Annotated in this window: 11 protein-coding genes; 3 read left to right on the top strand and 8 right to left on the bottom strand. The window is 52.1% G+C overall.

Annotated elements, in window-relative coordinates:
• Window positions 1-43 precede the first annotated feature (43 nt).
• Window positions 44-619, bottom strand: coding sequence for a Fe-S biogenesis protein NfuA (gene nfuA, locus MNO13_RS01445; protein ID WP_064542768.1), 576 nt, complete (start codon window positions 617-619; stop codon window positions 44-46).
• Window positions 620-677: 58 nt separating this feature from the next.
• Window positions 678-1,361, bottom strand: coding sequence for a DNA utilization protein GntX (gene gntX / locus MNO13_RS01450; protein WP_064542771.1), 684 nt, complete (start codon window positions 1,359-1,361; stop codon window positions 678-680).
• Between the two features lie 38 nt (window positions 1,362-1,399).
• Here gntX and bioH point away from each other — a divergent pair, with 38 nt between their 5' ends.
• On the top strand, window positions 1,400-2,176 hold the full coding sequence (gene bioH, locus MNO13_RS01455) for a pimeloyl-ACP methyl ester esterase BioH (protein WP_064542774.1): 777 nt from the start codon (window positions 1,400-1,402) through the stop codon (window positions 2,174-2,176).
• Window positions 2,177-2,202: 26 nt separating this feature from the next.
• Here bioH and feoC read toward each other — a convergent pair whose 3' ends face one another.
• The 5 genes from feoC to greB form a co-directional block, all read right to left on the bottom strand.
• On the bottom strand, window positions 2,203-2,442 hold the full coding sequence (gene feoC / locus MNO13_RS01460; protein ID WP_064542777.1) for a [Fe-S]-dependent transcriptional repressor FeoC: 240 nt from the start codon (window positions 2,440-2,442) through the stop codon (window positions 2,203-2,205).
• Between the two features lie 9 nt (window positions 2,443-2,451).
• Window positions 2,452-4,773 carry a Fe(2+) transporter permease subunit FeoB gene (gene feoB / locus MNO13_RS01465; RefSeq protein WP_237932558.1) on the bottom strand — a complete coding sequence of 774 codons (2,322 nt, stop codon included), beginning with the start codon at window positions 4,771-4,773 and terminating at the stop codon, window positions 2,452-2,454.
• Window positions 4,774-4,827: 54 nt separating this feature from the next.
• Window positions 4,828-5,052, bottom strand: coding sequence for a ferrous iron transporter A (gene feoA / locus MNO13_RS01470; protein WP_064542784.1), 225 nt, complete (start codon window positions 5,050-5,052; stop codon window positions 4,828-4,830).
• A gap of 858 nt (window positions 5,053-5,910) precedes the next feature.
• Entirely contained in the window at window positions 5,911-8,241 is a 2,331-nt protein-coding gene (locus MNO13_RS01475) for a Tex family protein (RefSeq protein ID WP_064542787.1), read from the bottom strand.
• Between the two features lie 119 nt (window positions 8,242-8,360).
• Entirely contained in the window at window positions 8,361-8,834 is a 474-nt protein-coding gene (greB, locus tag MNO13_RS01480) for a transcription elongation factor GreB (protein WP_064542790.1), read from the bottom strand.
• A 236-nt stretch (window positions 8,835-9,070) separates the two neighbouring features.
• On the opposite strand from greB, the gene ompR reads away from it, so the two are divergent.
• Both ompR and envZ read left to right on the top strand, forming a co-directional pair.
• A complete protein-coding gene (gene ompR / locus MNO13_RS01485) occupies window positions 9,071-9,790 on the top strand; it encodes an osmolarity response regulator transcription factor OmpR (RefSeq protein WP_001157751.1) in 720 nt (239 codons plus the stop codon).
• Window positions 9,787-11,145 (top strand): two-component system sensor histidine kinase EnvZ, encoded by a 1,359-nt coding sequence (envZ, locus tag MNO13_RS01490; RefSeq protein ID WP_064542794.1) that lies wholly within the window; start codon window positions 9,787-9,789, stop codon window positions 11,143-11,145. Before ompR ends, envZ begins: the two co-directional genes overlap by 4 nt.
• A 55-nt stretch (window positions 11,146-11,200) precedes the next feature.
• On the opposite strand, the gene pckA is transcribed toward envZ, so the two are convergent.
• Window positions 11,201-12,820: a phosphoenolpyruvate carboxykinase (ATP) gene (gene pckA / locus MNO13_RS01495; protein ID WP_064542797.1), complete on the bottom strand. Its 1,620-nt coding sequence runs from the start codon at window positions 12,818-12,820 to the stop codon at window positions 11,201-11,203.
• Between the last annotated feature and the right edge of the window lie 760 nt (window positions 12,821-13,580).

The raw sequence follows: 13,580 nt of genomic DNA on the forward strand, positions 1-13,580 counted from the left end.
TTGCTCCCTCTCCTGGGGGAGAGGGCCGGGGTGAGGGTGAAAATCAGTAGTACGAATGCTCGCCGCGCTGGTGTTCGGTCAAATCACGAACGCCTTTCAGTTCAGGGAACTCGGCCAGCAGTTGTTTTTCGATGCCTTCTTTCAGGGTCACGTCGACCATTGAACAGCCGTTACAGCCGCCGCCGAATTGCAGAATCGCAAAACCTTCATCAGTGATTTCCATCAGCGTGACACGGCCGCCGTGGCCTGCCAGCTGCGGGTTAACCGTGGCTTGCAGCATGTATTCAACGCGTTCCATTAATGGTGCATCATCTGAAACCTTGCGCATTTTGGCGTTTGGCGCTTTCAGCGTCAGCTGTGAACCGAGCTGGTCGGTCACGAAATCAATTTCAGCATCTTCAAGATAAGGTTTGCTCAGTTCATCGACATATGCGGTCAACTGCTCGAATTTGAGGGCAGTATCTGATGCTTCTACCGCATCCGGCGGACAGTAAGAAACCCCGCACTCCGCATTTGGAGTACCAGGATTAATGACGAATACGCGGATTTGCGTCCCTTCTTCCTGACCTGCCAGCAGTTTGGCAAAGTGGGATTGTGCTGTATCGGAAATACGGATCATAACGATTGCTCAATAGTTGACTATTTTAGTCGGTTATAATACGCCCATCATCGAGGGTCTACAAGGTTCGACAAAGGCACCACACCTGGATAGTCGCCGCGCCCTGCTTTTTCAGCAGCCGCGCAATTTCCGCCACCGTACTGCCCGTCGTGACGACATCATCCACAATAATTATATGGCGGCCTGCCACCGGAAAATCAACCCTGAAAGCGCCTTTTAGATTGTTGCGCCGCATTCTGGCATTGAGCTGATGTTGTGATTGCCCGGCTCGAATCCGCCTGATTCCTTTAGGGAAATAGTCGCACTGCAACCAGCGCGCAAGACAGTTCGCCAGCAGGTCACTTTGGTTAAAACCACGACGCCAGGCACGACGCGAATGCAATGGAACACTGACCATGCAGTCGGGCTTTTGCCACAACGGCTGGCGTTTTGCATCCAGCACGCGCAATAGTATTAACCGCGCCAAAGCCGGAGCCAGTGCTACGGTGGCGTTAAATTTAAATCGCTGGACGAGCCGGTTGAGCGGTAGGCAGTAATCCGTGACGAACAGCATTGAATCCCATGCGGGCGGTTCTTGCAGGCAACGTCCGCAAGGCGAATGTCTGTACGCGCAGGGCAATCCACAACGCGGGCAGCAAGGCGGTGGCGCAGGTAAGGCGTAGCTACAACGTGAGCAAATCCCCCAATGTGCACAAGCGAGGGGCATCTGGCATAGCCAACATAGCCCTGGGATTGTTAGCATATTCGCTTCCTTGCAGATAAAGATGAGAACAGTAACTGATGAGTAAGCTTTGGTGGCAGACAAAAGGTGAAGGAAAAGATGATCTTGTGCTGCTGCACGGATGGGGGCTGAATGCCCAAGTGTGGCATTGCATTTGCGAGGAACTCAGCTCGCATTTTCGCCTTCATCTGGTCGACTTACCCGGTTATGGCCGTAGCCAGGATTTTGGCGCGTTGACGCTCGAGGAAATGGCAGAAGTGGTGCTGGCCCAAGCGCCGGAACAGGCTATTTGGCTGGGCTGGAGTTTGGGCGGGCTGGTGGCAAGCCAGATTGCGTTAAGCCATCCGTCGCGCGTGAAAAGGTTAGTGACTATTGCTTCCTCGCCTTGTTTCACCGCGCAAGGTGACTGGCCGGGTATCAAGCCTGAAGTGCTGGCAGGTTTCCAGCAGCAATTGAGTGATGATTTTCAACGTACCGTGGAGCGTTTTCTGGCGTTGCAAACATTGGGGACAGAAAGCGCACGCCAGGATGCTCGCCGCCTCAAGTCAGTGGTGCTTGAGCAACCGATGCCGAGCGTTGAAGTGTTAAACGGTGGGCTGGAGATCCTGAAAACGGCGGACTTACGCCAGCCGCTGAGCCAGTTGAAAGTGCCGTTCTTGCGATTGTACGGGTATCTGGATGGGCTGGTGCCGCGCAAAATCGCTGGTTTGCTGGATGCGCAGTGGCCACAAAGTGAAGCGGTGATTTTCCCGAAAGCCGCCCATGCGCCGTTTATTTCGCACCCGCAGGATGTTTGCCGGGTGCTTGAGGAATTTTGTAAGGTGGATAAGCCTTAGGCGGTCATCCACCCGTTACACAAAGTTTAAGCGCGTAGCGCCCACACTTCGCGAATACACTTCTTACTTTCCGGGCAGCTTTTACAGCCGCTGCTCAGGCAATCGCTCGAATCTTCGGTCACGCGCATGGCTTTACCCATCGCTTCAAGACGGCTCAGCATCGCATTCACCAGCGGCAACGGGGTGGCGAGCTGTTGGCTAATTTGCGTCGCATCCAGTCGCCCTTGCAGCGCTAATGCATCACGAATCTCAATTAAACTCGCCATACCTTCTCCTTAGTGGCAATCGCCAGCGGCGCTTTTGCAACATGCTGCTTCGACTGTTTTACGGGTCGTCATCAGGCTGACATCTACACGGCTGCGAGCTTTACGCAAACCACCAATCAGCAGCACATTGAATAACACCACTGAAAGGATGCAAACCAGGCTGTATTGCGGATGCGCATTAAACGTCACGGTCTGGTAGTAGAGCGTGGAAAGCGAGTAAGCAATATTCAGCCCCCACAACACCGAAAACATCATCCAGCCACGGCTTGATTCACGCGCCACAGCACCCATCACAGAAATACAAGGAATGTAGAGCAGCACGAAAATAAGATAGCTGTACGCTGCCGCCGCGCTGCCAAACTTGCTGCTCATCACGCCCATCGCACCGCTTGCCATTTCACCATCGCCTTTGCTGGCTTCGATTGGGTTTAGCAGTACGCTCAGGCTGAAGGTGTCTTTCAGGCTTTGCCAGGTTTCGCCAGCGGCTCCGCCTAATTCATCGAACAAGTTGAAGCTTGCAGCATCAAACGGCTCTTCGTGCATATCTTCTGCGGTGTAGAGCGTGTTGAGCGTCCCCACCACCACTTCTTTCGCCATTGCGCCAGTGAACAGGCCGACTGTCGCTTGCCAGTTATCTTCATGCACACCAATCGGTTTTAGCAGCGGAGTGAGCACACGGCTGACGGACGCCAGCGCGGAGTCATTGATGCTGTCGACTTCTTTGCCGCTGAACGAGAAGCTATTCAGCGCACCAATGAAAATACTGACGATGACAATCACTTTACCGGCGCGCATCACGAAGCCTTTCAGGCGTTGCCAGGTTTGCAGCAACAGGCTTTTCAGGTGTGGAACGTGATAGACCGGCAGCTCCATCACAAACGGCGAGGCTTCACCGCGCATGATGGTGTGTTTGAGCATCAGGCCGGTCAGAATCGCCATCACAATGCCAAGAATGTAGAGCGAGAAGACGACCAATGCACCTTGCTGGCCAAAGAACGCTGCGGCAAATACCGCAAAAATAGCCAGACGCGCACCGCACGACATAAACGGTGCCATCATGATGGTCATCAGGCGTTCACGCGGTGCATCCAGGGTACGCGCGCCCATCACCGAAGGCACGTTGCAGCCGAAGCCAACAATCAACGGCACGAAGGATTTACCCGGCAAGCCGAGCGACTGCATCAAGCGGTCCATAACGAATGCCGCACGCGCCATGTAACCGGAGTCTTCAAGGAACGACAGGAACAGGTACATCATGCCGATTTGTGGCACCAGTGGCAGCACGGTGTTGATACCGCCGCCAATCCCTTGCGCTAAGAAAATTGTCAGCCAGCTTGGGAGGTGTAATGTGGCACCAATCCATTGAATACCATGGATAAAGATAGCCGCAGAGCCACCGTCGAAAATAGGCTGCAACGCGCCGCCGATGTTAATCGCCAGCAAGAACATCAGGTACATCACCAGCAAGAAAATAGGCAAGCCGAGAAAACGGTTGAGGATGATTTTATCCATCATCGCCGTTAAGCGGTGCGGTTCGGCGGTGAGACTGTTACTGATAGAATCGCAGATGGCGGCAATCGTTTGGTAACGGGCATCGGCAATTAGCAGCGCCGGGTCTTCGTGTTCTTCCGCCAGTTGGGTACGAATCACATCGAGTTTATCTGCGGCATGACCGGCATATTCGCGGCTGTAAATATCGCCTTCCAGCATTTGCAGTGCCAGCCAACGGCGCTGTTGCGCAGGCATATCATGCGGCATTTCAGCGGCCAGGTTGTCGGCTTCTTCCAGTAGTTTTGGCGGGTACAACACTAAATCGCTATGCGTGTTCGGCTGGCGGCGGTCGATAGCCAGTTTCAGGCCTTCCATACCCCGGCCACGCGTGGATACCAGTGGCACAACCGGGCAGCCCAGACGGGCGGCAAGGGCGTCAATATCGATACGAATATCTTGCTTCTCGGCGATGTCGAGCATGTTAAGCGCGACCACACACGGAATGCCTAATTCAAGCAGTTGCAGCGTCAGATACAGATTACGTTCCAGGTTTGACGCATCAACAACGTTGATAAGCAGATCAGCATCACCGCTCAGGATGTAGTGGCAGGCGATTTGCTCGTCGAGAGAGGTTTGCGATGAAATGGTGGTCAGGGAATAGGTGCCGGGTAAATCGACCAGCGTGACCTGGTGCGCAAGCGTTGAAAACTGACCTTCTTTACGTTCTACGGTGACGCCCGCCCAGTTGCCAACCCGTTGGCGAGAGCCGGTGAGTTGGTTGAATAAGGTGGTTTTCCCGGAGTTGGGGTTACCGATTAAGCCGATAGTTAATTTTTTCATTTTTTTCGCGAACTTAAAGAGAATTGCAACGAGCGCAAGCGCTCACCCCGCCAGTCAGGCAATGGCTTCAACGTGCAGTAATTCGAGATCTTTTTTTCGTAATACCAAACTGACGCGACGCGTTTCGATATGAATCGGATCGCCTAAAGGTGCGACACGCACAACGCTGAATGAAGAACCGGGCAACATACCGAGTGACAGTAATTTTTGGCGATATGACGGGCTAATTTCACTGGCAAAGCCGGTAATTTTCCACGTACTTTTTGGTAAGAATCGCATAGGACGGACCCACTTAGAGTTGTGCTCTGGTATTTACGCTAACGAGAGATTTCGTTGGATAAAGGAGAAATAACGAACAAACCAATGATAATGAGAATGGTTTCTGTCTTCAATGATTATTTTTGTGATGAATAATACGTTTTGGTTTATTTAAATCAGGCCGGTTGATTGTTTTACCAGTGCGGGTTTTATGAGGGTGTTTATTATTATTTTATAAATAACAGTATGTTATGAATTTTTAAAAATGAAGAGTTTATTATTTTATCGTTGTGAATGTTGTCTGAATATTTCATCTGTTACAGCTGTGATAAATATTGGTGTTGTTTTTACCGTTTTTTAGGAAATTGATCTATCGCAAACTCATTCTATTTTTTTGACAAAATTCAGATAATGCTAATGAAATGTTGTTAATAAGCAGTTGGGGATTAAACAGGCAAATTGTGCTGAATTGGGCGAGAGGGGAAATAATAACCCGATGTTTCCGCCGCTCCCCTGACGAGCCGGCTGTCTCTTAGTCACATCTTTGAGGGCCGGTTCCTGCCGAGCCGGAGAAGGTTCCGTTCACCAGGCGATAGCGTGTTTATGTCGCGACTGAACTGGTGAACGTCTTAGGGTGACCACCGTCGTCACCCTAAGAACCCGGACTCCCGGCAAATCAATCACCGGGCGACGGGGTCGCCAGGGGGATGTCGTTATCCCACTGGCACGTTCACCGTTTTCGGGAATTAAAGAGATAACTGAACACACGGGTGAACGGAAAATCAGCAAGACTTACAGATCTCGCCCTGACAAGATTGCCAGGGCGAGTTGTGGATAAGAGACAGGACGAGCCGGAGAGGGCGGAAAAATGGCTAACGATTAACGCTTTTTACCTAATGCGGCGGCCAGCGCATCACTCATCGCACTGTTGCCCGCACTGCTGCTGGCGTTATCACGCCCGCGAGGTTTCTGCTGTTGTGCCGGACGGCGTTCGTTTTGCTCGCGTGGTGCACTGCCACGGCGGTTGGATTCGCCAGGCTGTTCATCAAGACGCATCGTCAGCGCGATACGTTTGCGCGACATATCCACTTCCATCACTTTCACTTTGACGATATCACCGGCTTTCACCACTTTATGCGGGTCGTCGATGAACTTGTCGGAGAGCGAGGAGATGTGAACTAAACCGTCCTGATGGACACCGATATCAACAAACGCACCAAAGTTAGTCACGTTGGTGACGGCACCTTCCAGCACCATGCCAGGCTGAAGGTCGTTCATGGTTTCGACGCCATCGGCAAATTTCGCGGTTTTGAATTCTGGACGCGGGTCACGGCCTGGTTTTTCCAGCTCTTTGATGATGTCGGTCACCGTTGGCACACCGAAACGCTCGTCGGTAAATTCACGGGCGCTAAGGCCGCGTAACGCTTCACCGTTACCCATTAAATCCTGTAGCGCCTGTTCGGTCGCCGCCAGAATACGCTCCACAATCGGGTAGGCTTCCGGGTGAACGGTTGAGGCATCCAGCGGGTTGTCGCCGTGGTTAATGCGCAGGAAGCCCGCGCACTGTTCAAACGCTTTCGGCCCTAAACGGCTGACTTTCAGCAACTGCTGACGGTTCTGGAAGCGGCCATTTTCGTCGCGCCAGTTAACGATGTTCTGCGCCATCATGCGCGTTAAGCCGGCCACGCGAGTTAATAGCGGCACCGAGGCCGTGTTCAGATCCACACCGACGGCGTTCACGCAGTCTTCGACTACCGCATCCAGCTTCTTCGCCAGCTGCGACTGGCTGACATCGTGCTGATACTGGCCGACGCCGATAGATTTCGGGTCGATTTTCACTAGCTCCGCAAGCGGGTCTTGCAGGCGACGGGCAATGGATACTGCGCCACGAATCGAAACGTCAAGATCCGGGAATTCCAGTGCTGCCAGCTCAGAAGCTGAGTACACCGAAGCGCCAGCTTCACTGACAATCACTTTCTGCGCGGTGACTTTCGGGAATTGCTCTTGTACGTCGAGGAAGAAACGCTCGGTTTCACGCGATGCGGTACCGTTGCCGATAGCCACCAGTTCAACGTTGTGTTTTTCGCACAAAGCCGCAACGGCAACCGCGGCTTTCGCCGTTTGCCCTGTATGGGGATAGATGGTATCGAAGGCGACTAGCTTGCCGGTGGAATCAACCACCGCGACTTTCACACCGGTACGCAAGCCCGGATCCAGACCCATGGTGGCGCGTAAGCCAGCTGGAGCCGCCATCAACAAGTCGTGGAGGTTACGGGCAAAAACGTTAATCGCTTCATCTTCGGCGCGTTCGCGCACGGTGCCCATCAGCTCGGTTTCAAGGTGCATCAGTACTTTGATACGCCAGGTCCAGCTCACCACGGCACGACGCCACGCGTCTGCCGGAGCATTGTTCAGGCGCAGGCCGAGATGGTCGATAATCAGCTGTTCGCAGTAGCTTTCACGGGGTGGCTCGTCGTGCTGTGGATCGGCATTCAGTGCCAGCTGCAAAATGCCTTCATTGCGGCCACGGAACATGGCGAGTGCACGGTGGGACGGGGCGGTGGCAATCGGTTCGTGATGGTCGAAATAATCACGGAATTTTGCACCTTCCTCTTCTTTGCCTGCCACCACGGTGGCGACCAGATGGGCGTTCTTCCACAGGTAGTTACGCACTTTTGCCAGCAGCGCGGCATCTTCGGCAAAGCGCTCCATCAATATATAGCGTGCGCCATCCAGTGCGGCTTTGGTATCAGCGACACCTTTATCGGCATCAATGTAACTTGCTGCGGCTTCTTCAGGTGTGTGTGACGGGTCATTCCAAAGCAGCTCCGCCAGTGGCTCAAGCCCTGCTTCGATAGCAATTTGCCCGCGCGTGCGGCGTTTTTGCTTATACGGCAAATAGAGATCTTCAAGCTCGGTTTTGCTCAGCGTGCCGTTAATGGCCGCGGCGAGTTCGTCACTCAATTTGCCTTGTTCGGTAATGGATTTGAGGATCGCCTGGCGGCGGTCTTCTAATTCGCGCAGATAACTCAGACGGGTTTCTAACTGACGCAGTTGCGTGTCATCCAGACCGCCGGTAACTTCCTTACGATAACGTGCAATAAACGGCACGGTATTCCCTTCGTCCAGCAGGCGAACGGCAGCATCAACCTGTTCATTTCTGGCCTTTAGCTCGCTGGCAATAATGCGGCAGAGTGAATCATTCATCATGGTTTTTCATCTGTGTTAGTCGAAATTTCAGGGGATAGTTATACGGATTGGAGGGTAAAAATGCCAGCCACAGCGCCCGAGAGGTGATGAATCAGACTGTTCTGTTGCTGGCCTGTGGCCTATTTCACATACTCGATATCATTGATGTACCACTGGGCTTCACCTGCCGGAGTTTGTACCACCGCCAGATCGCCCACTTCTTTTTTCAGTAGCGCACGTGCCATCGGGGAATCAATCGAGATGTAATCTCTGCGACCAAAGATTTCGTCATAACCGACGATGCGAAAACGCAGCTGGTTGCCATCATCATTTTCAACCTCTACCCACGCACCAAAGAACACTTTGCCTTCTTGTTGCGGCGAATAGTCGACAATTTTCAGCTGTTCGAGGCATTTCGTGAGATATCGCACTCTACGATCTATTTCTCGCAGCCTTTTTTTGTTGTACTGGTAGTCGGCATTTTCACTGCGATCGCCCAGACTTGCCGCCCAGGTAACCTTTTTTGTCACCTCAGGACGCTCCTCACGCCACAAAGTGTCCTTTTCTTGTTTGAGCTTTTCGTAGCCTTCACGGGTAATCAGTGGCGTTTTCATTATCAAGCCTTGAATGGGTAGCACAATAAAGGTGATTTAAACCGAATTATCAGGGTGATGGCAATCCCGGAGATCTGCGAACTACGTCATTATTTTTGCTGAAAAAGTGCCTATAACCATCTGTTTAATATGCTTTGTAACAATTTCGACTAGAATATATACCAGAATTGACTGGTCGTAACGCCGCAGTTTTTTAAGAATACGCACTCACTGTTCGAGCCTTTGGGAGTATAAGAATGCAAGAGAATTATAAGATTCTGGTCGTGGATGACGACATGCGCCTGCGTGCGCTGCTGGAACGTTACCTCACCGAACAAGGCTTCCAGGTCCGTAGCGTTGCTAACGCAGAACAGATGGATCGCCTGCTAACCCGTGAATCCTTCCATTTGATGGTCCTTGATCTGATGTTGCCAGGCGAAGATGGTTTGTCTATCTGCCGCCGTCTGCGCAGCCAAAGCAACCCAATGCCAATCATCATGGTGACCGCGAAAGGCGAAGAAGTTGACCGCATCGTGGGCCTGGAAATTGGCGCTGATGACTACATTCCAAAACCGTTTAACCCGCGTGAACTGTTAGCACGTATCCGTGCTGTTCTGCGCCGTCAGGCTAATGAACTGCCTGGTGCACCTTCTCAGGAAGAAGCGGTTATCGCCTTTGGTAAGTTTAAACTGAACCTCGGCACCCGTGAGATGTTCCGTGAAGACGAACCTATGCCATTAACCAGCGGCGAGTTCGCGGTTCTGAAAGCGTTGGTCAGCCATCCGCGCGAACCGTTATCACGCGATAAACTGATGAACCTGGCCCGTGGCCGTGAATACAGTGCGATGGAACGCTCAATTGATGTGCAGATTTCTCGTCTGCGTCGCATGGTCGAAGAAGATCCTGCGCATCCACGCTATATCCAGACCGTTTGGGGCCTGGGCTACGTATTTGTGCCGGACGGTTCCAAGGCATGAGGCGAGTCCGCTTCTCCCCCAGAAGCTCGTTTGCCCGCACGTTATTACTGATTGTCACCTTGCTGTTCGTCAGCCTGGTGACGACCTACCTTGTGGTGTTGAACTTTGCCATTCTGCCGAGCTTGCAACAGTTTAATAAGGTACTGGCTTACGAAGTTCGTATGCTGATGACCGATAAACTGCAACTCGAAGATGGTACGCAACTGGTGGTTCCGCCTGCTTTTCGGCGTGAAATCTATCGTGAGTTGGGAATCTCTCTCTATTCCAATGAAGCGGCGGAAGACGCGGGTTTGCGCTGGGCGCAGCATTACGAATTCCTCAGTCATCAAATGGCGCAGCAATTGGGTGGCCCAACCGAAGTGCGCGTTGAGGTTAACAAGAGCTCGCCGGTTGTCTGGCTGAAGACGTGGCTGTCGCCGAATATTTGGGTCCGTGTACCACTGACTGAAATCCATCAGGGCGACTTCTCACCGTTGTTCCGCTATACGCTGGCGATAATGCTGTTGGCGATTGGTGGTGCATGGTTGTTTATCCGTATCCAGAACCGACCCTTGGTTGACCTGGAACACGCCGCTTTGCAGGTCGGTAAAGGTATTATTCCGCCGCCGTTGCGTGAATATGGCGCGTCAGAGGTGCGCTCAGTTACCCGGGCGTTTAACCATATGGCCGCCGGTGTGAAGCAGCTCGCCGATGACCGCACGCTGTTAATGGCGGGCGTCAGCCACGATTTACGTACGCCGCTCACTCGTATTCGTCTGGCAACAGAAATGATGAGTGAGGAAGATGGCTATCTCTCCGAGTCGATTAACAAAGATATCGAAGAGTGTAATGCGATAATCGAGCAGTTCATCGATTACCTGCGTACCGGGCAAGAGATGCCGCTGGAGACTGCCGATCTCAACAGTGTGTTGGGTGAAGTGGTGGCCGCGGAAAGTGGTTACGAGCGGGAAATCGACACCGATCTGCAAGCAGGCGAATTGCTGGTGAATATCCATCCGTTGTCCATTAAACGTGCTGCCGCCAATATGGTGGTTAATGCCGCGCGTTACGGTAATGGCTGGATTAAAGTCAGCAGTGGCGGTGAGTTAAACCGTGCCTGGTTCCAGGTAGAGGACGACGGCCCAGGGATTAAACCTGACCAGCTCAAGCATCTGTTCCAGCCATTTGTGCGCGGCGACAGTGCTCGCAGCACCAGCGGTACCGGTTTAGGGTTGGCGATTGTGCAACGTATTATCGACAACCATAACGGCTTGCTGGACATCGGCGTTAGCGAACGCGGTGGTTTGCGGATAAAGGCTTATTTGCCGTTGCCGATGAATAAATCTCCTCAGCCTCTCAATAACGAGCGGGAATAAAAAAAGCCCTCTCAGAGAGATTGAGAGGGCTTTTTACTATCAATTACAGTGCGAATTACAGCTTCGGCCCTGCACTCACCAGTGCTGCACCTGCTGGAGTGTCAGTGTATTTATCAAAGTTCTCGATAAACAACTTAGCCAGTTGCTCAGATTTTTCCTGCCACAATTCTGGGGATGCGTAGGTTTTACGTGGGTCCAGAATGTGGGTATCAACACCTGGCAGCGCAGTTGGAACCGCAAGGCCAAAGATTGGTAGCGTGAAGGTTTCAGTGTCGTCCAGAGAACCATCCAGAATCGCATCAATAATCGCGCGCGTGTCTTTGATGGAGATACGTTTGCCTGTGCCGTTCCAGCCGGTATTAACCAGATAAGCCTGAGCGCCTGCGGCCTGCATGCGTTTGACCAGCACTTCTGCGTATTGAGTCGGGTGCAAAGACAAGAATGCAGCACCGAAACAAGCGGAGAACGTTGGTGTAGGCTCTGTGACACCGCGCTCTGTACCGGCCAGTTTGGCAGTAAAGCCAGACAGGAAGTGGTACTGAGTTTGATTTGCCGTCAGGCGTGAAACCGGAGGCAGAACGCCAAAGGCATCAGCGGTCAGGAAGATAACTTTGTTGGCGTGGCCCGCTTTAGAAACCGGTTTAACGATGTTATCGATATGGTAAATCGGGTAGGAAACACGGGTGTTTTCGGTTTTAGAACCGTCATCAAAGTCGATAGAACCATCGTCACGCACGGTGACGTTTTCCAGCAGCGCATCACGGCGAATCGCATTAAAGATTTCCGGTTCTGCTTCTTTGGATAAACGAATGGTTTTTGCGTAGCAGCCGCCTTCGAAATTGAACACGCCGTCATCGTCCCAGCCATGTTCATCATCGCCAATCAGGCGACGTTTTGGATCGGTAGAAAGCGTAGTTTTACCGGTGCCAGACAGACCAAAGAACACAGCTACATCGCCTTCTTCGCCGACGTTTGCTGAGCAGTGCATTGAGGCGATGCCTTTCAACGGCAGCAGGTAGTTCATGATCGAGAACATACCTTTCTTCATTTCGCCGCCGTACCAGGTCCCGCCAATCAGTTGCACGCGTTCGGTAAGGTTAAATGCGATGAAGTTTTCAGAGTTCAGACCCTGTTCTTGCCACTGTGGGTTAGTGCATTTTGCACCGTTCATCACCACAAAATCAGCTTCAAAGGTGGCTAATTCTTCGTCTGTAGGACGGATGAACATGTTTTTAACGAAATGAGCCTGCCAGGCCACTTCGGTAATAAAACGCACTGAAAGACGGGTATCTGCGTTCGCACCGCAGAAAGCATCAATAATAAACAGGCGTTTTCCAGACAGTTGGTTGGTGACCAGGTCTTTCAGATGGTGCCAGGTTTCTTCGCTGAGCGGTTTATTATCGTTTTTACCCTTACCATTATCCGCCCACCACAGGGTATCGCGCGTCGTGTCATCACGGACAATGTATTTATCTTTCGGGGAACGACCGGTAAAAATGCCGGTATCAACAGCAATTGCACCGAGATTTGTTTCTATGCCGCGCTCAAAACCTTCCAGGTTGGGATTTAGTTCTTCGTGGTACAAGGTGTCGTAATCAGGGTTATAAATCACTTCACTTGCGTCATGAATTCCATAAGCCTTGAGATCTTGCGGGGTTATGCCTTTAACTCGCATTTCACTGCTCCTTAGCCAATTTGTACTGCTTGAGATTGTAGGGTTGTTTATTGGTTGTTAACCGCGACACCTATCATAGATTTGAGCATCCACTCGAATCCATATAGCGGAAAACGCTGTGAAGCGAGTCACAACGGGGTGAGAGTATGGCAGGAAATATAAATGCATCGGGGAAAATATTCTGAATATGTTAAAAAATAGTGCGATTAACGGACGAGGTGTGACTGAGAGCGCACTTGTGTGCAAACTTTGAAATTGATTTAGGCCTGGATGCCCTCACCCTGGCCCTCTCCCTGATGGAGCTGTCTCTTGGTCACATCTCTGTGAGCCGGGAGACAGTTCCGTTCACCCGATGTTCAGTGTTTCATATAGCCACTGAACCGGTGAACGTCTTAGGGTGACCACCGTCGTCACCCTAAGAACCCTGACTCCCGGCAAATAAATCGCCGCAAGCGGTAAACCTCCATTTTGCCTCCGTGTCAGGGTCGGTTGCGATTCGTTCCAGACGATCGCGCCCTCCAGCCGTTCCCGACGGCTGGACCCTGCCACCTGGAGTCAAAATGGAGGCGATTTAAGCCGGACCCGAAATTCAAGGTCAAAGTCATAAGCCAGAACGGTTTTGACCTTGTCCCCGGCTTCAATCGCGCCGTTTTTTACCCTTCAGTCGGGGTCACGTGGTCGGGAACCACGTGAGAGAGCGATCGTCTGGAACGAATCGCGAACGACCCCGAATGTTGGGTGAAAAACGGTGTTTACCGCT

The sequence above is a fragment of the Buttiauxella ferragutiae genome (genome assembly GCF_022637515.1).
In the GTDB taxonomy this organism is placed as follows: Bacteria; Pseudomonadota; Gammaproteobacteria; order Enterobacterales; family Enterobacteriaceae; genus Buttiauxella; species Buttiauxella ferragutiae.